The sequence below is a fragment of the Bradyrhizobium sp. B120 genome, from assembly GCF_049075665.1.
In the GTDB taxonomy this organism is placed as follows: Bacteria; Pseudomonadota; Alphaproteobacteria; order Rhizobiales; family Xanthobacteraceae; genus Bradyrhizobium.
Window position 1 is genome coordinate 4,837,795 of record NZ_CP185242.1, and the last position, 19,073, is coordinate 4,856,867.

Genomic DNA, 19,073 nt, shown 5'->3' on the forward strand with positions numbered 1-19,073 from the left:
CCGTCCCAACGAACAAAAATGGACGGGGACGGATATGCTCAAGGACAGGCTTTCGCCGGCCGACGAGGCTGCGCGCGACAAGGAGATGCAGGAGACGCTCGCCGCCTGCCCGCGCATCCTCGATCTCATTGCCCGTGGCCCGCAGGGCGCGCCGGACGCCGAAGCCGCGATCTATCTGCGTTCGCCGCTCGATCCCAACCCGGTCGTGATCTCGAACGATCATCTGATGGGCTGCATCAAGGCCGCCGAAAACTATTTCCGTAAGCACGGCATCGGCAAGGACGACGCGGTCGCCGTCCTGGTCCCGGCCTGCCCCGCGACCGTGGTCGCGATCTTCGGCGCAGCCGCCTGCGGTGTCGCCGAGCCGCTCAATTTGCTGTTCACGCGCGAGGCGATCATCGCCCAGCTCAACGCCATCAAGGCAAAGCTGTTGCTGGCGCCGCCGCCCGGCATGCCGGGCGGGCTCTATGAGCGGGTCGAAGGCTTGCAGCGCGAGGTGCCGTCGCTCAAGCGCATCGTGATCGTGCCGCTTGACGGCAGCATTGCGTTCGACGGCGAGGTGCTGCGGCCTGATCCCGCGTGGCGCGACGACTACGGCAAGTCCAAGGACATGAGCGAGGCCGACCGTGTCGCGGTGATGCTGCCGACCGGCGGCACGACAGGTCATCCAAAGGTGGCGCGGCTCACCAACCGCGCGATGGTCGCCTCCACCGTGTCCTCGCGCATGGCACTCGACTTCCATCGCGGCGAGCGGGCGATGATCACGATGCCGCTGTTCCATGTCGGCGGCCTGTTCTGCACGACGGCCAATTGCCTTTCCGCCGGCACGACGATTTTCATCCCCGGCCCGGCCGGCGCCCGCGATCCGTCGCTGATCACGCATTTCTGGAAGATCGTCGAGAAATACCGCGTCAACATCTCCGGCAACGTGCCGACCACGCTCGGAGCGCTCGCCGACATCCCTGTCGCGGACAGCGACATCTCGACCCTGCGCGTCACCGCCACCGGGGCCTCGATCTGCCCGCCGGAGATCGAACGGCGTTATCTTGCGACCTGGGGCGGTGCCTGCATCCAGCAGCTCTACGGCATGACCGAGCTCGCCGGCGCCATCACCCACGACGTGCACGGCGTCAAGCCGCGCGCCGAGAGCGTCGGCACCCGCAATCCGCTGGTCGAACTCGCGATCCTTGACGGCGGCAAGCTGCACACCGGGCCGTGGCCCTCGCCGGTCGGCGAACTCCTGACCAGGGGCCCGCAGGTGTTCGCCGGTTACGTCGACAAGAAGCAGACCGAGGAGGCGTTCCGCGACGGCTGGCTGCGCACCGGCGACATCTGCCGGATCGACGCCGACGGCTTCGTCTACATCCTGGGCCGCGCCAAGGACGTCATCATCCGCGGCGGCCACAACATCGACCCGCGGGCGATCGAGGATGCCGCGCTGGCGTTTCCGGGCGTGGCGCTGGCCGCGGCCGTCGGGCGTCCCGACACCTATGCCGGTGAAGTGCCGATGCTGTTCGTCTCGGCGCAGCCCGGCGCCCATATCGATCCGAACGCGCTCGCCGCCTTCGTGCAGGACAACATCCTGGAGCCGCCAGCGCGGCCGCGCGTGGTCTCGGTGATTGCGGAGATGCCGGTCACGCCGGTCGGCAAGATCTTCAAGCCGAAGCTGCGCGAGATCGCCGCCGGCGAGGCCGCGCGCGAGCTACTGGCTCGAGAAGGCTTGTCCGGCGAGGTCAGTGTGGAGGCCATCACCGACCCATCCCGCGGGCTGTACCTGAGCGTGAGCGCGCCCGCGGACAAGGCCGAAACCGCTGAGCGGCTTCTCAAGAAGTTCCCAGTCAAGGTCGAGTTACGATCTTAACACACTCATTTGTCTAGCTAATTTGACAGCGGCAGCGCGCCGGAACCAGCTTCCGGCGCGCGCGAGCGTGCGCGTCCAGTTTCGCAGCTCATGGCTTGACGGACTGCCATATTCCTAAATAGACTCTAAATAGCTACTTTTCAGTACAGGCGTTCAGGGTTAAGCGTTTTCTCATGGCTACAGAAAAGGCCGAAACCGACCGCGTCCCGGTCACGCTGGCACTCTCGACCATAGGTTACCTCGAGAAGCTGGTGAGACAGGGCACCCACGGCACGAGCGTCCCGGGCGTCGCACGGACATTGATCGAGGAAGGCATTCGGCTCGCCATCAAGGACGGGTTGCTTGCAATCCGCGACAACGGACGCACGCCCTGACGGCGTGTGCGTCGGCGCGGCGGTTCAACAGAACGTGGAACCGTCAAAATGATTACCATCGAGCCGACCTGGACGCCGGAGCGCGTCGACCAACTCAAGATCTACTTTGAAGCCGGTCTCTCCTGCCGCGACATCGCCGCGAATATCGGCGTCAGCCGCAATGCGGTGATCGGCAAGCTGTCGCGCCTGAACCTCACGCGCACGACGCCGGACGAACGCCGGGCAAGGCGGAAGAAATCCAACGGCCACGCCGCGCAACGGGCGACCGCGAAGCAGCAGCTCCGGTTGCTTCAGGCGGTCTACGAACAAGTGCCCGACGATGCGCCGATCGTCAGCGCCAACAATTGCTCGCTGTTCGAGCTGAGCGAGCAGCGTTGCCGCTGGCCGATCAGCACGCCGGGCGCCGATGATTTCTGTTTTTGCGGCAACACGCCGCTCGGCGGCATGCCCTATTGCTCGGGGCATTACCGCCTTGCGTATCAGGCGGGATCACGCCAGCGCGCGATGCGCGGGTAGTTTGGTCGCATCACAAAAGCATCTAACCCCGTCATCCCCGCGCAAAGGCTTCGCCTTTGTCGCTGGAGGAGCCGCGAAGCGGTGTCTCGAAGGATGCACGGCCAGCAGCCGGGCCGTCGACCCTTCGAGACGCGCTACGCGCTCCTCAGGGTGACGGACCTTGGGATGCGCCGTCACCCGACCTTCCAGCCGGTCGCCGCCACGATGCCCTGGTAGAACTCCGGCGTGTAGGCCTGCTCCGGGGTGTTGCGCACGCGCTCGTCGAGCAGATGCGCATCGTCGCCGACCAGGATGCGCCAGCGATCGGCCTTCACGCCGTCGAGGATAATTTTGGCGGCGGCAGCCGCCGAGGTCGGTGCCTCGTCATGGAAGATGCGAGCACGGTCGAGCGCGAGCTGCTGGATGTCGGCATCTGACATCTTGGCGACGTCGATGCCCTGCCCTTGCAGACGCTGCCGGGCCTGCCTGAGTTCGTCGGGATTGAGCTGGTCGGCGCCATTCTGCACCTTGCGCGAGTTCGACACGATCGAGGTGCCGATGTGGCCAGGCATCACGACCGAGCATTTGACATGCGGCGCGTTGAGCCGGAGATCGTTGATCATCGCCTCGGTGAATCCCTTCACCGCGAACTTCGCCGCGCTGTAGGCGGTGTGTGACACGCCCATGCCGACCGACGCCCAGAAGCCGTTGACGCTCGAGGTGTTGACGATGTGCGCCTCGTCGGCCTTCACCAGCAGCGGCAGGAAGGTGCGGACGCCGAGATAGACGCCGCTCCAGCAGATGTTGAAGGTGCGCTCCCACTGCTCGCGCGTGTTGGTGAACAGGCTGCCGCCACCGCCGATGCCGGCGTTGTTGAACAGCAAATGGATCTTGTCGGTCGCCTGCTGCTCGATCAGCTCATCGCGAAAACGCTTGTAGTGATCCTCGATCGAGACGTCGGCAACGTGGGTGGTGATGCGCAGGCCCTGCGGCAGCTTCTCGACCTCGCAGAGCCGCTTGGTCTCGGCCATCGCCTCGGCCGAGACGTCGCACATCGCGACATTGCATCCTTCAGCGACGAGCTGCCGCGCCAGCTCGCGCCCCATGCCCGTGCCGCCACCGGTGATGACGGCAATCTTTCCGGCGAAATCCTTCATGTGAGATCCGTTCCTTCCTTGATTCTTCTTGCCTGCTTGTTCTTGGTTTCGGCTGGAGCGCGGATCGCAGTCCCAGCCGCTTGGCTGCGGCACTCTACATCACCGAATTATCGCGCAGCAACGGCGCCCGCCCTTCACGCGCAACTGTGCCGACGGCAGCAGATCAAGGCAGCCGGCGCTGTAACGAAATCATTCCGCGCAGCGAACAATCCGATATCGACAAGCGGAGACAACGATCGTGCAGATCTTGAATGGATTGGTCGCAACGACGTTGATGGCGATCGCGGCCGGCATTGCCGCTGCGGCTGCTGCCGCCGAGGTCATACCGCCGAAGCCGCGCGAAGGCGCCTGTGCCGACAGCTCACGCTGATCAGTTCAGACAAGCGCAGAAGCGGCGTGGCAAAATGCATCGTCATCGCATGCGCGCTCCCGGATGCCGAGATGATATCGCTCGATCTCGAACGCTTGTCCGCGCCCCCGTGAACGCCTAGTCGGAGCGCAGGACCGTTCCGTGCTATTCGGCCGTCTCGATCTGCACGGGCGCGCGCCGCCGCAGGACGCCGGTGGCAGCGCTCAAGACAAGCTTGAGCAGGCCGCGCCACGAGAAGTCGATGACAACCTCATGATGCCGCAACCCCTTGCCGCCCTTCACCAGCCCGAGATCCCGGATCAAGCAGTAATGGCCGCTGCTCATGCGAGCCAGGCGGCTGTTCTTGAAGCGTCCCATGACTGACGAGAATGCACTGCGGATCGATTCCGTCAAATCTTGACGACATCGAATCGATCAGACGGTGCGGGCCCTGCTGCGAGCAGCTGTTTGCGACGGCCGTGCGCGTCACGATCGTCGGAGGCGGTCCATGCCTTGAATCAAAAACCTCCGGCAGGGCATTGCCGGAGGTTTGGGAGGCTTAGCATGAGCTAAGAGCCATCATTCAATGTGTTGGCCGCCACGTATATAGTTTAGTAGATCAGGTAAGTAAATAAATTTGGCGCGAATGAATCGCATGGCACGTCTTCGTTGTTCGCCTGGACCGAAATGACGCAGCCAATCTTCCGCTACCTATCCCAGCTGAAGAAAAAACCCCGGCAGTTGCCTGCCGGGGTTCTGTTAGATCTTGATCAGATCAACCGGCATTACCAGTTGCGCTGAGCGCGGAAGAGCATCTGGACAGTGTCCTGATCCTTCAGCTCGTAGGTCGCGACCGGCTTGCCGATACCAGCCGACGAGGTGGTGATCGTGCCGGCATACTTCTGATCGAGATGGACGTAGGTCACGTCGGCCGAGAAGGTCAGGTTCTTGACCGGGGTCCAACGGGTGATCACGCCGATCTGCCCGATGTTGTAGTCGGGGTTGCAGTTGGTCACGCCAGCGCCGCCACCGAAGGCGGTGCGGAACGTGCCACCGACGCCGCCGACGCCGCAGATGAGCGACTTGGCCGTGTCGTTATACATGACCGCAGCGTAGGCACCGTACAAGCTGGTGTTCCAGTAGGGATCCCAGTTATGGGTGTACGCACCACGGAAGCCCCAGGTCTTGATGGACTGCTGCTGACCGTTCAGACCGAACACCGTGTCGGGTGCCGTGCCGAAGCCAACGCTCTGATAGACGCCGGGCAGGTTCGAACCGCCGTAGATGGCGACCGAGCTGAACTGGCTGGCCAGTTCCTGGATGTTGTAACGGGTCGCACCGTCGGTGTAGACGCCCTGGACGTTGATGGTGTCGCCGGGTCCGGTCGGGATGTTCTTGATCGACAGGGCCAGTGCACCAGCCCAACCCCACTTGTCGTCGGGATGACCGGTCAGCTCCGTACCGCCGTAGTAGGCAGCATGGTTGTCATGCGCCGCGATCGACGCCTGGAAGATACCCCAAGCCTGGTCGACCTTGAGCGCGGCGACGAAGTCCGGCGCGATCGTGCCGGCGTAGTCGCTCGAGCCGTAAGCACCGCCGACGCCGAGGTTGTTCACGCCAGCCTGCATGTACGCAACCTGGTCCTGCGCCGACAGAGCCAGCGACACGCCGTTGCCGAACTGTGCGGTGTAGGTGAACTGGTTGATGCCGTTGGTGGTGCTCACGCCACCGACGAGACCGTCGTAGTTGTTGCCCGGATAACCGTTCCAGGGAGCAGCGAACTGCGAGACCGCCTTACCCATGGTGAAGCCGGCGAACTGGATGAAGGCGTAGTAGACGCCGACCGAGCCGGCAGCGACGTTACCTGAACCAGCGTTGTTCGGCGCCGCAGCGGTGCCGATCGCCGAGTAGACGGACGAGCCGTTGCCCTGGCCAGTGTAGGAGTCGGACGTCCAGGTGAACACCGCATCGAAATAGGTCCGGACCACGCCGTACTCGGTCGCGGTGCGGGTGTCGATGTTGAAGTCTTCACGCGAACGCCAGGTGTAGCCGTTGGTGAAGCGGTTGTTGGCACCGCTGGCGCCGTTGACGTTCGGGCCGTAGACGCTGTTGCCGTTCACGACGACGTCGGCACGAACGAAACCGCCCAGCTTGATGCAGGTGTCGGTGCCGGGGATGTAGTAGAAGCCCGGACCATAAAGGGAGCAAACCTTCACGTATTCGACCGCTTTGGCCTTAACGGGAAGATCGGCTGCCTGTGCCCCGCCGACCGCGACCAGCGCAGCGGCTGAGCCCAGAATAAGGCTCTTCGCCAATTTCATATCAAACCTCCAAGTTGCTCATATGCGTAGAGTCCGGGTCGCGAGCGCCCCGTGATCCTCCCGCATTGTCCAAGACCGTTTTCCCCAAACCTCGCACCCTCAGATCAATCTGTGGTGCTACGGACTTGAACGATCACCGCAACGGGACGATCGAGATTCCCCTACCGCCGGGTTCAATATGCATGGGCGAGTTGCCCAATCAAAATAGTTTATAAAGTCAGGAATGCGAATGCGGCCACACTGTGTCTCGCCGGCAACGCTCGACTTAAGCCCCTTACCTGCATGGGCAAATTTGTCGCACCCCAAATAGCCGAACCGTCACATACGCATCATAATTGCTTTACGTTCACTTGCCTTCCTGAGCGACTTACTAGAAAAAACGTCCCGTCGACGCAGGAATCAAGAAATAAATCAGCACAAAGCTGAGTCGGCACCTAGGGAAGGGGAAGCTGTGTCAGTGACCAGGAAGGATCAGGCGCGCCTGCGCGCCATCGAGAATCTCGACATCATCAAACGCTTTACGCTCGAGATCTCGTCCATCAACTCGCATCTCGAACGGGTCCGCCAGCTCTGGGGCAAGGCGCTTGGCGTCAGCGGTCCGCAATGGATGATCCTGATCGCGATCTCTGACCTCGACAAGGATGACGGCGTGCCGATCAACGTGGTGTCGAAGCTGCTGCACGTCGATCCGTCGTTCGTGACCACGCAGTCCAAGCTGCTCGAGCAGAAGGAGCTGCTGCGCCGCGCGTCCTCCCCGGCCGATGCGCGCGTGGTCCGCCTGTCGCTGACCGACAAGACCCGAAAGCATCTGGCGGGCCTCGCCGACCAGCACAAGGCATTCAAGAAGACCGTGTTCGAGGAATTCAGCGAGCCCGAACTGGCCGAGTTCACGGCCAAGCTTGCGATGCTCAATAACCGCATGGAAAAGGCATGCCTGATCGCCGCGATGGATTTCGAGACCTGACGACTGCCGCATCGGGCGGCAAACAACGCCCGAATGCTCTCTCAACATCGCATGCTTTGAAAAATGGTCGGAGCGAGAGGATTTGAACCTCCGACCCCTAGTCTCCCAGACTAGTGCGCTAACCGGGCTGCGCCACGCTCCGATGCCGTTCCATTAGCTGCGATCCTGCGTTCGCGCAAGGCGCAGCAGGCCCTTTAGGGGCTGCAATCCGGCCCCGGTTCCCATGGCAGCTTGCTTGGCAGCTTCTTTGGCTCAGCCGTCCTTCATCGCCGCGTCGATCAGCTGCCGGCAGGCAACCAGCTCCTGCAGCGCGCGTTCGAGCCGCTCCCGATCGACTGGCGGAACGGTCGGGCGGACCGGCGGCGGAGCCGACGCCTTGCCCGGGTGGGCGTGCGCCTTGTAGGTCGACAGGATCGGATCCACGTCGGGATCGACGAATCGGTAGTCGATTCCCCCCTCGTCGCCGTCGCCCTCCTCGCCGTCGAAATCGAGGCCGTCATTGCTCTCGAGATCGTCGGGCTCGGCCATGCTGTTGCCGACCGCCTCCTCGACCGCGCCGAACGAGACGGCGGCGGTCTGGTCGGCGATACCCTGCACCGACTTGATGCCGTGCTCTTTCAGGATCCGCTGCACGCCGCGGATGGTGTAGCCCTCGCCGTAGAGCAGCCGGCGGATGCCCTTGAGCAGGTCGACGTCGTCGGGGCGATAATAGCGGCGTCCGCCGCTGCGCTTCATCGGCTTGATCTGCGCGAAGCGCGTTTCCCAGAATCTCAGCACATGCTGGGGAATATCGAGCTCATCTGCGACTTCGCTGATGGTACGGAACGCATCCGGCGCCTTGTCCAAATGCCCGCTCCTCTGGCTTCAATGCCTGGAGCCCGTTCCGTTCCGATCGAAACGGGGCTCCGGATTCTGGTTTTGGCGCGTTTTCTTCACGCGAACCGGGTATCCACTTCGCTTGAAAACGCGCTAGTCGGCCTTGCTGCCGTCGCCATTGGTGACGGCATGGCCATTGATCCGCTGCTTCAGGATCGCCGACGGCTTGAACACCATCACCCGCCGCGGCGAGATCGGCACCTCGGTGCCGGTCTTTGGATTGCGCCCGATACGCTGGCCCTTCTTGCGCACCATGAAGGAGCCGAATGAGGACAGCTTCACCGTCTCGCCCTTTTCGAGGCAATCGGTGATCTCCTTCAGCACCAACTCGACAAACGCCGACGATTCCGTGCGCGACAGACCTACCTTTTGGTAGACCGCCTCACACAAATCGACGCGCGTCACTGTTTTTCCGGTTCCCGTGGTCATCGCCTGCCCCGCACTCTCGGCGAACAATTTCTTGACTGAAATTAAAAGCTTAGCGCGCAATGGTCAACAGCGACCAGCATCCGGGCGTTGGAAAGATGCCGGCAACCTGCCGATACTCTTTGACGGTGCGCTACCAGCGCACGAGCGCAGAACCCCAGGTGAAGCCGCCGCCCATCGCCTCGAACAGCACCAGATCGCCCTTCTTGACGCGTCCGTCCCTCACGGCGACCGACAGCGCGAGCGGGATCGAGGCCGCCGAGGTGTTGCCGTGCTTGTCGACTGTCAAGACCACCTTCTGCGGCGCAATATGCAGCTTGTGGGCCGAGGCATCGATGATTCGCTTGTTGGCCTGGTGCGGAATGAACCAATTGATATCGTCGGCGGTAAAGCCGGTGGCGTTGAACGCATCGACGATCACATCGGTGATCATGCCGACGGCGTGCTTGAACACCTCGCGGCCCTCCATCCGGAGATGGCCGACCGTCCTGGTCGAGCCGGGACCGCCATCGACGAAAAGCTTCGACTTGTGGCGTCCGTCCGAGCGCAGATGCGACGTCAGCACGCCGGGATCGTCCGTCGTGCCGGGATGCTGCTGCGCTTCCAGCACCACCGCGCCGGCGCCATCGCCGAACAGCACACAGGTACCGCGGTCGTTCCAGTCGAGGATACGCGAGAAGGTTTCGGCGCCGATCACCAAGGCCCGTTTGTGGGCCCCGGCGCGCAGGAAATTGTCCGCGGTGGTCAGCGCAAAGACGAAGCCGGAGCACACCGCCTGCAGATCAAACGCGACGCCGTGGTTGATGCCGAGCGCGTGCTGGACCGCGACCGCGGTCGCCGGAAACGTGTTGTCGGGCGTCGAGGTCGCCAGCACGATCAGGTCGATCGACTGGGCGTCGATCTTGGCATCGGCGAGCGCGGCGCGCGCCGCGTTGATGGCGAGATGCGAGGTGAACTCGTCATCGGCGGCGATGTGCCGCTCGCTGATGCCGGTGCGCTGCACGATCCAGTCATCGGACGTGTCGATTCGGCTCGCCAGTTCGGCATTGGTCAAAACCCGCTCCGGCAGATATGAGCCGCAGCCGAGCACTACCGAACGTATCGCAGTCACGAGACAGCCTCCTGCGCGGTCTGCGCCTTTACCAGGGCGCCGCCATCGCGGTTGAGCATCTGATTGATCTTGGTGAGGAGATCGTAGTGGGCCATCTCATAGCCAACATCCACCGCATAGGCAAAGCCTTCCGCGTTGATGCCGCCATGGCTCTTGACCACCACGCCGTTCAGGCCGAGCAGCAGGCCGCCATTCGACTTGTTGGGATCGAGCTTGTCGCGCAGCTTCTGGAACGCGCCGCGGGCAAACAGATAGCCGATCCGCGCCAGCCAGCTCGACGACATCGCCTCGCGCAATAGCGTGAACATCTGGCGCGCGGTGCCCTCGGCGGCCTTGAGCGCGATATTGCCGCTGAAGCCTTCCGACACGATCACGTCGGCGAGTCCCTTGCCGATCGCATCGCCCTCGACAAAGCCGATATAGTTGAACTGGGGCGCGTTCATCGCGCGCAGCATCTCGGCGGCCTCGCGGATTTCCCCGTGACCCTTGATCTCCTCGGACCCGATATTGAGCAGGCCGACAGTCGGCCGTTCGAGATTGAACAGCACGCTCGCCATGGCGCTGCCCATCACCGCGAGCGTCACCAGATGGCGGGCGTCGCCGCCGATCGAGGCTCCGAGATCGAGCACCACCGAATCGCCGCGTAGCGTCGGCCACGCCGCAGCGAGCGCCGGGCGGTCGACGCCCGGCAACGTCCGCAGATTGATGCTGCCCATCGCCATCAGCGCGCCTGAGTTGCCGGCGGAGACCGCGACGTCGGCCTCGCCGTGCTTCACCGCATCGATCGCCAGCCACATCGACGACGCCCTGCGGGTCCGCCGCAGCGCCTGGCTCGGCTTCTCGTCATTCTTCACCGCGACGTCGGTATGGATCACCTTCGATACCGCCTTCAGCGCAGGATGTTTCGCAAGCTCCGGCTCGATCAGGGCCCGGTCTCCGACCAGCAGGAATTCGCTGTCGGGATGACGGCTCAATGAGATCGCGGCGCCGGGAATGACCACCGATGCGCCGACATCGCCCCCCATGGCGTCAAGCGCGATTCGAACCTTATGAGGCATGAACGTCCCGGAAGCCTTGCTCTCCCACAGCCCTTCAGATGAAGACCGCGAGCTTGAAGTCACCGCCGTCAACGGCGCGCGGCGAAACGCGAACTCGCGTCCCGGCCGGGCCGCGACAATAGCGTGTCCGCGGTCCGACACAACCTCTTGACCACAAACAACCGAGGCGCCGAACCGTCACGCGACACATCAAAACCTACCAAAAATACATGATATTTCAAAGCATTATGACGCGCATTTGAAGTAACTAAGAATCCCCCTCGCGCAGGCCTGCAGGCAGCCATCCCCTCAAATGTTGGCGCTGGCTGCCCTCTACTTCCCTCAACTCCCCTTCGGCTTCTTGCCGTCGGCCTTTTCCTTCAGCGCCTTGAGCGCCGCAAAGGGATGATTTTCCGGATCAGGCGCTTCAACCTGTTGTTCAAAGACCGCATCCGCCTTGCGCGGATAGGGATCGACGCCGAGAAACAGCGCATCGGTGGCGAGCCGGCCGATGTCGATGAAGCCGCCGACGATCGGCTCCGGCGGGTCCGGGGTCTCCTCGTCGCCTTGCTCGGCGTCGTCGACGAGATCGGCCATCTCCGGGATCTGCTCGGGCGGCGCGAACACCACGTCGATCGGCTCAATGATCTCGTTCTCGATCGGATCGAGCGTCACCACGCAGGTCTGCCCGACCCTCGCCCAAACCCGGCCGGTGACATGGCAGCTGCCGTCGCGCTTGGGCTGCAGATCGAACGCCGCCCGCGCGGAGACGACCTCGCGCAATTCGCCGACCTCGGCGATCGCCTTGCGCGTCGCCTCGTCGGCCACGATCTCGCGATGCAGCCCGGTATCCGGGATCTGCGCGACGTTGACGAGAACGCGCCAGGGGTCCCGCGCCGCATCGGGCCGTGCTGTGCTGCCGCCGCTCATGCCGTGGTCCTCGCAGTCTGCGGCGCCGGGAAGCGCCATGCCCCCTGGGTCAGCGCCGCGAGGTCCGCGCGCGCCAACACCGCCATCGCCTCTCTGGCATAGACGGCCAGTTCGCGGGCCTTGTCGATGTTCTGACCATTGAGGATGTTCTTGCAGAGCGACTGGGCCAGAGCCTCGTCGCCGTCGGTCAGCGCCAGGTCGTAGGCCGCGGTGCGGCCATAAAAAGCCTCGCCGAACGCCTGCATGCGCTTCGGCACTGTGAGGTCGCCGACGCCCATTTCCCTGAGATTGTCGTCCATGTCGATGCAGAAATGATCGAACAGGGCCTGCGACAGCCCCGCGCCGCCTTCCGCGGATTTCAAGCGCCGCAGCACCAGCCACAGATGCATCAGAAGCAGGTCAAAACGGCCATTAACCGTGTCCGGAACGCCCAAGTCACGGTAAAACAACGGTTCTCGCGCCTGCGTCACGATCATGCCATAGATGGTCTCAATGGTGCTGCGCGCGGGCACCCGGGGTTTTCTGAAGTGATTGAACGGCCAAAGCATAGCGGGTTCCGGCTGCCGGTCCCCAGAGGGACGCCTGTTGAGGGGGCGCCCGTAGGACGCCGGCATGATTGCAATCCATTGAGCTGCCCGGTACGTCAATGCCCCGGCCGATGCAAGAGGACGGATCAGATCCGCCGATGACCCACACCCTTTCACGACAGCCCCGCGCGGCTTCCGCGCGCGGGTTCCTCACGCGCTTCCGCGCTATCGCGGTCGTTGGTCTGTTCTGCGCCGCCGCGCTCGGCGGCTGCGCCGGCGAGCAATTCCAGAAGGGCTACATCCTGCCCGACGGAGCGCTCGAGCAGATTCCGATCGGTGCGAGCCAGGATCAGGTGCTGATCGTGCTCGGCACGCCCTCGACGGTCGCAACGCTCGACGGCGAGGTGTTCTATTACATCTCGCAGCGGACCTCGCGCCCGGTCGCCTTCATGAACCAGCGCGTGGTCGACCAGCGCGTCATCGCGGTCTATTTCGACAAGAACCGCCAGGTGCGCCGGCTCGCCAATTACGGCCTGAAGGACGGCAAGATCTTCGACTTCGTCAGCCGGACCACGCCGACGTCGGGCCAGGAAATGTCCTACCTGACACCGCTCTTCAAGTTGCTGAGCTTCAACTAGAGCTTAAGGACTGCGCCAGTTTGTCGCTAGCCCCACGGGCAAGCGGTCCCCTACGCTTGCTCGCAAACAAGAAGCCTGAGCAGGGGTACGCGCGTGAGAGCCAAGAGATTTTCCCGTCGCACGGTATTGTCGGGCGCGGCCGCATGGTCGGCGGCGGCGATCCTGCCGCGTGCCAGTCTCGGTGCCGGCGACTGGCGGCCGTCCGAGACGGTCCGGATCATCGTGCCGGCGGCGGCCGGCGGCTCGACCGACGTGATGGGGCGGCTTCTGGCGGCGCATTTGCAGCCGCTCTGGGGCCAGTCGGTCGTGGTGGAGAATCGCTCCGGCGCCGGCGGCACCATCGGCACCGCGGAGGTCGCGCGCAGCAAGGGCGACGGCCACACCATCCTGATCGGCAATCCCGGCCCGAACGCGATCGCCTTCAGCATCTTCCGGAACCTGACCTACAAGGCCGACCAGTTGCAGGCGGTCTCCAACATGATCCGGATCCCGAACATCGTCTCGGCGCATCCATCGACCGGCATCAAGTCGATCCCCGAATTGATCGCGTACCTCAAGAAGAACCCCGACAAGCTCACCTACGGCTCGTCCGGCACCGGCCAGAGCCCTCACCTCACCGGCGCCTGGTTCCTGCAACTCACCGGGCTGAAGATGACGCATGTGCCGTTCCGCGGCGCGGGCCCCGCGCTACAGGCCGGGCTCGCCGGCGACATCCAGATCCTGTTCGACAATCTCTATCCGTCGCTGCCGCAGGTGCAGGACGGTAAGCTGAACGGGCTCTGCGTCACCACGGCCGAGCGCAGCGAGTCCGCGCCCAATCTGCCTGTGATGCGCGAGGGTGCGCCGGAGCTTGCCAAGTTCGACGTCGCCTCATGGTTCGGCGTGTTCCTGCCGAAGACGGCACCGGCGCCCGTGGTCGACGAGCTGAACCGCCAGATCAAGGCGATGCTGGAGCGCGACGACGTCAAGAAGAACATCGCCGGCATGGGCGCCCGCGCCGACTACGGCACGCCGCAGCAATTCTCTGATTTCGTCAATGCGGAGACCAGGAAGTTCGCCGCGATCATCGAGAAGGAAGGCTTGCAGATGGAGGTCAAGTGACGGCGCAGCCGTCGTTCCGGGGCGATGCGAAGCATCGAACCCGGAATGACAGGAAGAGCGCAGTGCGGCTCACACTACGATGACTTGTTGATCTTCTTGATCTTCGCGTCGGTTGCTTCCATCGACATCGCCAGTTCCAGGATCGCCTGCGAGAGCAGCTCGATGGCCTCCTTCTGATCCTGCGACTTGGAGGCACGGAGTGCAAAGTTCCGGGCGGATGAGAGCGACATCGATTGATCTCCGTTTTGTTCGCGTCTGGTTTTCGGTGGACTTGGCAGTACACCGAACGAAGTCCATGCAAAACAAAAACCCCGCGGCTTGCACCGCGGGGTTTTGCATTCAATCTTGTCGTACCGCTTAGTGCGCCAAAATCGCCAGCAGCAGCAGCGCCACGATGTTGGTGATCTTGATCATCGGGTTGACCGCCGGGCCCGCCGTATCCTTGTAGGGATCACCGACGGTGTCGCCGGTCACTGCGGACTTGTGGGCATCAGAGCCCTTGCCGCCGTAGTGGCCGTCCTCGATGTACTTCTTGGCGTTGTCCCAGGCGCCGCCGCCCGAGGTCATCGAGATCGCGACGAACAGGCCGGTGACGATGACGCCGAGCAGCATGGCGCCGACCGCGGAGAATGCCGCCGACTTGCCGGCCGCACCGCCGCCCGCGATCGCATAGATCAGGAAGTAGACGACGATCGGCGACAGCACCGGCAGCAGCGACGGGATTATCATTTCCTTGATCGCGGCCTTGGTCAGCAGGTCCACCGCCTTGCCGTAGTCCGGCTTGTCGGTGCCCTGCATAATGCCGGGCTTCTCGCGGAACTGACGGCGCACCTCTTCAACGATTGCGCTGGCGGCGCGTCCGACCGCCGTCATGCCCATCGCGCCAAACAGATACGGCAGCAGGCCGCCGAACAGCAGGCCGACCACGACGTAGGGGTTGTTGAGCGAGAAGTCGGGATTGACGCCCTTGAAGTAGAGGTGGTTGGCAGAGTCTGCGATGAAGAATTTGAGGTCCTCATTATAGGCCGCAAACAGCACCAGCGCACCGAGACCGGCGGAGCCGATCGCGTAGCCCTTGGTCACCGCCTTGGTGGTGTTGCCGACCGCGTCGAGCGCGTCGGTCGACTTGCGCACTTCCTTCGGCAGACCCGCCATCTCGGCGATGCCGCCGGCGTTATCGGTGACCGGGCCGAAGGCGTCGAGCGCGACGATCATGCCGGCCAGGGCCAGCATGGTGGCGGTCGCGATCGCGATGCCGAACAGGCCAGCCAGGCTGTAGGTCACCAGGATGCCGGCGATGATGACGAGCGCAGGCAGCGCGGTCGCCTCCATCGAGATCGCGAGGCCCTGGATCACGTTGGTGCCGTGACCGGTGACGGACGCGGCCGCAATCGACTTCACCGGGCGATAGTCGGTGCCGGTGTAGTACTCGGTGATCCAGATGATCAGGCCGGTGACGACGAGACCGACCACGCCGCACTCGAACAGCGCCATGCCGGTGAAGCTGACGCCATCGAGCTTGCCGAAGCCGATCAGCCAGTTGATCACGGCCGCGACACCGACCAGCGACAGGATGCCGGTGGCGATCAGGCCCTTGTAGAGGGCACCCATGATCGATTGGCTGGCGCCGAGCTTGACGAAGAAGGTGCCGATGATCGATGTGATGATGCAGATGCCGCCGATCGCGAGCGGCAGCGTCATCATGTTCACCAGGATCGGCGTCTTGGCGAAGAAGATTGCCGCGAGCACCATGGTGGCGACCGCGGTCACCGCATAGGTCTCGAACAGGTCCGCCGCCATGCCGGCGCAGTCACCGACATTGTCGCCGACGTTGTCGGCGATGGTGGCCGGGTTGCGCGGGTCGTCCTCCGGGATACCCGCCTCGACCTTGCCGACGAGGTCGCCGCCGACGTCAGCACCCTTGGTGAAGATGCCGCCGCCGAGACGGGCGAAGATCGAGATCAGCGAGGCGCCGAAGCCGAGCGCCACCATGGCGTCGACCACGGTGCGGCTGCCGGCTTCCAGCCCCATGAACTTGACCAGCACCATGAAGTAGATGGTGACGCCGAGCAGCGCGAGACCGGCAACCAGCATGCCGGTGATTGCACCCGCCTTGAAGGCGAGTTCGAGGCCGCCGGCCAGCGAAGTGGTCGCCGCCTGCGCGGTGCGGACGTTGGCGCGCACCGAGACGTTCATGCCGATGAAGCCGGCCGCCCCCGACAGGATGGCGCCGATCGCAAAGCCGATCGCCACCAGAAGGCCAAGGAAGTAGGCCAGCACCACGAAGATCACGATACCGACCATGCCGATCGTGGTGTATTGCCGCCGCAGATAGGCTTGTGCACCCTCGCGCACCGCGCCCGCGATTTCCTGCATGCGGGCATTGCCCGCATCCGCGTTCAAGACCGACTGCGTCGCCCAGATCGCGTAGACGATGGAAAGCGCCCCGCAGAGCACAATCAACCATAGAGCTGTCATTGAATGTTGCCTCAGATCCTTGATGTAACCCCCGCGCCTTCTTTGTGCCGCTAGGGGGCGGCAGGCGCTTATTTTGCGAGGACAATCCTCCCCAAAAACGGATTGCCTCAAATCGGGCGCGACCTTGCCAAAATCGTTACCGCTGTGCAACGCCACCTACGGCCGAAAACGCCGATATCGGCAGCAATTTAGAAGGAAAGTCGGCGCGTTTCGGCCGGACGTTCTAGAAATGGCTGTAGGACAGCCGCTTCAGCGCCAGTTCCCTGCCCTGTCCGTCGAGGAAGCTTGGCGGTGACTGGCCTGCAATGAGACCGCCGATCGCGGTGACCGCGACCTTGGCCTGCCGTGCCTCGCGCACAAAGGCGTCCGCGCGATCGCCCGGGACCGCGCACAAGAGTTCGTAGTCATCGCCGCCAGCGACCAGGCTCTCGAACCCGATTGCCTTGCGCGCAAGCAGCCCCGCGGCCGCTGGCGACAATGGGATGCTTGGCACGTTGATCACGGCCGTCACGCCGCTGGCTGCGCAAAGCTTGGCCAGATCGCCGGCGAGACCGTCGGACACGTCCATCGCCGCGCTGGCGTAGCTGCGGACGGCCTTGGCAAGGGCGTTGCGCGGCTGCGGAACACGGTAGCGGGCGGCAAGAAAATCCCGGCCGGCGGCATCGTCGGCCAGTGCGGCCGCGACCGGACCGCTCTGGAGCACATCGAGGCCAAGCGCGGCATCGCCGATCGTCCCGGTCACGAACACGCGGTCGCCGGCCTTTGCGCCTGCGCGGTGCACCATCTTGCCCTGGGGCAGCCGCCCGAACGCGGTAATCGAGATCATCAGCGGGCCCGGCGTCGAGACCGTGTCGCCGCCGAGCAGCGGGCAGCCGTAATCGCCGGCATCCTCGCCGAGCGCCCGGGCAAACGGCTTGAGCCAGGCCTCCTCGGCGCGGCGCAGCGCCAGCGTCAGCACGAAGCCGGCCGGCACAGCCCCCTTGGCCGCGATGTCGGAGAGGTTCACCCGCAGCGCCTTGCGCGCCAACGTGTCGGGCGGATCGTTGCTGAGGAAATGCACACCCTCGACGATCGCATCCGTGGTGACCACGATGTCCTCGCCGGCCGCCCGCAGCGCGGCGGCATCGTCGTCGAGGCCGAACGCACCGGGGTCCGTCGCCAGCGGCTTGAAATAGCGCGCGATGAGGGAGTCTTCGCCGGAGGTCGGTTTGCTTGCTTCGGTCATCAACCCGTCATCCTGAGGTGCGAGCGGAGCGAGCCTCGAAGGATGCACGGCGCCGGCTCCACCACCGAGCTACGCCGCCACCCTTCGAGGCCTCCGCTTCGCTACGGCACCTCAGGATGACGGCTACGGCAAGAGCCGTCGTCTAAAACTTAACCCCGCACAAACTCGTCGCCGCGGAACTGGCGTGCGATCTGGTCGAGCACGGCGTTGACCATGCCGGTCTCGTCCTTCTCGACAAAGGCGTGCGCGACGTCGACATATTCGGAAACCACCACGCGGCCCGGCACATCGCGGCGATGCTCGAGCTCGTAGGACCCGGCGCGAAGCACCGCGCGCAAAATTGCATCGATCCGCTTCAGCGGCCAGCCCTTCGACAGCGCCTCGTCGATCAAGGGATCGAGCTTTGCCTGGTCGCGCACCACGCCGGAGACGACATCGCGGAAGAACGCCGCTTCCGCCGGCAGGTATTTCTCGCCCTCGACCTCGTTGCCGAGCCAATGGCTCTCGAACTCGGCGAAGATGTCGTTGATACCCGCGCCACCAATGTCCATCTGGTACAGCGCCTGCACGGCCGCGAGCCGTGCCGCGCCGCGCCGGTTGGCTTTCCTGTCGGGGGCTTTCGCGGGCTTCTTGTTGTCAGCCATGGTCAGGCCTTTGCCAGGCGGCGTTTGATCCGCAGCATCGCGATCGCCGCGCGCGCAGCGTCGCCACCCTTGTTCAACTCGCTGGCACGTGCCCGCGCCCAGGCCTGCGCCTCGGTGTTGACGGTCAGGATGCCGTTGCCGAGCGGGAATTTCCGGCTCACGGCCAGATCCATCAATCCGCGCGACGACTCCTGCGAGACGATCTCGAAATGGATGGTGTCGCCGCGCACCACGCAGCCGAGCGCGATCGCCGCGTCATAGGGCTTGCCGTTCGCCGCTGCGGCATCGATCGCGATCGCGATCGCAGCCGGAATCTCCAGTGCGCCCGGCACCGTGATCACATCGTGGCTGGCGCCGGCTGTCTTCAGCTCGGCGAGCGCGCCTTCCAGCAGCGCATCCTGGATGTCGTCATAAAACCGGGCCTCGACGATCAGCACGCGTGCGCCGGTGATGTCGGTCTGGTCCTTCAGGGGTGCGCGCCGCGCGTCAGCCATTGCAATACCAATCGGAACTTGGGGAGGAGTTGTGCTGCGTTTTAGGCGCAGCAGGCGGTAAAGCC

At 64.0% G+C, this 19,073-nt stretch carries 21 protein-coding genes and 1 tRNA gene; 7 read left to right on the top strand and 15 right to left on the bottom strand.

Annotation, left to right across the window (positions count from 1 at the left end):
- Positions 1-34: 34 nt before the first annotated feature.
- The 3 genes from ACOIX3_RS22145 to ACOIX3_RS22155 all read left to right on the top strand — a co-directional run bounded on the left by ACOIX3_RS22145 (position 35) and on the right by ACOIX3_RS22155 (position 2,751).
- Entirely contained in the window at positions 35-1,861 is a 1,827-nt protein-coding gene (locus ACOIX3_RS22145) for an AMP-binding protein (protein ID WP_420964274.1), read from the top strand.
- Between the two features lie 173 nt (positions 1,862-2,034).
- Positions 2,035-2,235, top strand: a complete 201-nt coding sequence (locus ACOIX3_RS22150; RefSeq protein WP_016844973.1) for a hypothetical protein — start codon at positions 2,035-2,037, stop codon at positions 2,233-2,235.
- A 48-nt stretch (positions 2,236-2,283) separates the two neighbouring features.
- Positions 2,284-2,751 (top strand): GcrA family cell cycle regulator, encoded by a 468-nt coding sequence (locus tag ACOIX3_RS22155; protein WP_420964275.1) that lies wholly within the window; start codon positions 2,284-2,286, stop codon positions 2,749-2,751.
- 173 nt (positions 2,752-2,924) lie between these two features.
- Here ACOIX3_RS22155 and ACOIX3_RS22160 read toward each other — a convergent pair whose 3' ends face one another.
- A complete protein-coding gene (locus ACOIX3_RS22160) occupies positions 2,925-3,887 on the bottom strand; it encodes an SDR family NAD(P)-dependent oxidoreductase (protein WP_420964276.1) in 963 nt (320 codons plus the stop codon).
- A gap of 238 nt (positions 3,888-4,125) precedes the next feature.
- On the opposite strand from ACOIX3_RS22160, the gene ACOIX3_RS22165 reads away from it, so the two are divergent.
- Positions 4,126-4,257 (top strand): hypothetical protein, encoded by a 132-nt coding sequence (locus ACOIX3_RS22165; protein WP_420964277.1) that lies wholly within the window; start codon positions 4,126-4,128, stop codon positions 4,255-4,257.
- Positions 4,258-4,401: 144 nt separating this feature from the next.
- Here ACOIX3_RS22165 and ACOIX3_RS22170 read toward each other — a convergent pair whose 3' ends face one another.
- Positions 4,402-4,614 carry a hypothetical protein gene (locus ACOIX3_RS22170; RefSeq protein ID WP_420964278.1) on the bottom strand — a complete coding sequence of 71 codons (213 nt, stop codon included), beginning with the start codon at positions 4,612-4,614 and terminating at the stop codon, positions 4,402-4,404.
- Between the two features lie 407 nt (positions 4,615-5,021).
- Positions 5,022-6,557 carry a porin gene (locus ACOIX3_RS22175; RefSeq protein ID WP_420964279.1) on the bottom strand — a complete coding sequence of 512 codons (1,536 nt, stop codon included), beginning with the start codon at positions 6,555-6,557 and terminating at the stop codon, positions 5,022-5,024.
- A gap of 451 nt (positions 6,558-7,008) precedes the next feature.
- Here ACOIX3_RS22175 and ACOIX3_RS22180 point away from each other — a divergent pair, with 451 nt between their 5' ends.
- Positions 7,009-7,521, top strand: a complete 513-nt coding sequence (locus ACOIX3_RS22180; protein ID WP_171947606.1) for a MarR family winged helix-turn-helix transcriptional regulator — start codon at positions 7,009-7,011, stop codon at positions 7,519-7,521.
- 64 nt (positions 7,522-7,585) lie between these two features.
- On the opposite strand, the gene ACOIX3_RS22185 is transcribed toward ACOIX3_RS22180, so the two are convergent.
- The 7 genes from ACOIX3_RS22185 to ACOIX3_RS22215 all read right to left on the bottom strand — a co-directional run bounded on the left by ACOIX3_RS22185 (position 7,586) and on the right by ACOIX3_RS22215 (position 12,449).
- A tRNA-Pro gene (locus tag ACOIX3_RS22185) sits at positions 7,586-7,663 on the bottom strand.
- A 110-nt stretch (positions 7,664-7,773) separates the two neighbouring features.
- The gene (locus ACOIX3_RS22190) at positions 7,774-8,367 is read right to left on the bottom strand and encodes a MerR family transcriptional regulator (protein WP_420964280.1); all 594 of its coding nucleotides are present in this window, start codon (positions 8,365-8,367) and stop codon (positions 7,774-7,776) included.
- Positions 8,368-8,490: 123 nt separating this feature from the next.
- Positions 8,491-8,826: an integration host factor subunit alpha gene (locus ACOIX3_RS22195; protein ID WP_021079083.1), complete on the bottom strand. Its 336-nt coding sequence runs from the start codon at positions 8,824-8,826 to the stop codon at positions 8,491-8,493.
- Positions 8,827-8,956: 130 nt separating this feature from the next.
- Positions 8,957-9,934 (bottom strand): beta-ketoacyl-ACP synthase III, encoded by a 978-nt coding sequence (locus ACOIX3_RS22200; protein ID WP_420964281.1) that lies wholly within the window; start codon positions 9,932-9,934, stop codon positions 8,957-8,959.
- Positions 9,931-10,992, bottom strand: coding sequence for a phosphate acyltransferase PlsX (gene plsX, locus ACOIX3_RS22205; RefSeq protein WP_420964282.1), 1,062 nt, complete (start codon positions 10,990-10,992; stop codon positions 9,931-9,933). The genes ACOIX3_RS22200 and plsX overlap by 4 nt, the downstream gene beginning before the upstream one ends.
- Before the next feature lie 321 nt (positions 10,993-11,313).
- Positions 11,314-11,901 carry a YceD family protein gene (locus tag ACOIX3_RS22210; protein WP_420964283.1) on the bottom strand — a complete coding sequence of 196 codons (588 nt, stop codon included), beginning with the start codon at positions 11,899-11,901 and terminating at the stop codon, positions 11,314-11,316.
- Positions 11,898-12,449 (bottom strand): ubiquinol-cytochrome C chaperone family protein, encoded by a 552-nt coding sequence (locus ACOIX3_RS22215; RefSeq protein WP_420964284.1) that lies wholly within the window; start codon positions 12,447-12,449, stop codon positions 11,898-11,900. The genes ACOIX3_RS22210 and ACOIX3_RS22215 overlap by 4 nt, the downstream gene beginning before the upstream one ends.
- 137 nt (positions 12,450-12,586) lie before the next feature.
- Between ACOIX3_RS22215 and ACOIX3_RS22220 the strand changes: the two genes are divergently transcribed.
- Positions 12,587-13,066 (top strand): outer membrane protein assembly factor BamE, encoded by a 480-nt coding sequence (locus ACOIX3_RS22220; protein WP_420964285.1) that lies wholly within the window; start codon positions 12,587-12,589, stop codon positions 13,064-13,066.
- A 93-nt stretch (positions 13,067-13,159) separates the two neighbouring features.
- Positions 13,160-14,167, top strand: a complete 1,008-nt coding sequence (locus ACOIX3_RS22225; RefSeq protein WP_420964286.1) for a Bug family tripartite tricarboxylate transporter substrate binding protein — start codon at positions 13,160-13,162, stop codon at positions 14,165-14,167.
- A gap of 74 nt (positions 14,168-14,241) precedes the next feature.
- On the opposite strand, the gene ACOIX3_RS22230 is transcribed toward ACOIX3_RS22225, so the two are convergent.
- The 5 genes from ACOIX3_RS22230 to ribH all read right to left on the bottom strand — a co-directional run bounded on the left by ACOIX3_RS22230 (position 14,242) and on the right by ribH (position 19,008).
- Entirely contained in the window at positions 14,242-14,397 is a 156-nt protein-coding gene (locus ACOIX3_RS22230; RefSeq protein ID WP_375789739.1) for a hypothetical protein, read from the bottom strand.
- A 127-nt stretch (positions 14,398-14,524) separates the two neighbouring features.
- Positions 14,525-16,645 (bottom strand): sodium-translocating pyrophosphatase, encoded by a 2,121-nt coding sequence (locus tag ACOIX3_RS22235; protein ID WP_420964287.1) that lies wholly within the window; start codon positions 16,643-16,645, stop codon positions 14,525-14,527.
- 223 nt (positions 16,646-16,868) lie between these two features.
- The gene (thiL, locus tag ACOIX3_RS22240; RefSeq protein ID WP_420964288.1) at positions 16,869-17,870 is read right to left on the bottom strand and encodes a thiamine-phosphate kinase; all 1,002 of its coding nucleotides are present in this window, start codon (positions 17,868-17,870) and stop codon (positions 16,869-16,871) included.
- 149 nt (positions 17,871-18,019) lie between these two features.
- Entirely contained in the window at positions 18,020-18,514 is a 495-nt protein-coding gene (nusB, locus tag ACOIX3_RS22245; protein WP_092114726.1) for a transcription antitermination factor NusB, read from the bottom strand.
- A gap of 2 nt (positions 18,515-18,516) precedes the next feature.
- Complete coding sequence (ribH, locus tag ACOIX3_RS22250) at positions 18,517-19,008, bottom strand: 6,7-dimethyl-8-ribityllumazine synthase (RefSeq protein WP_092114727.1); 492 nt, start codon at positions 19,006-19,008, stop codon at positions 18,517-18,519.
- Between the last annotated feature and the right edge of the window lie 65 nt (positions 19,009-19,073).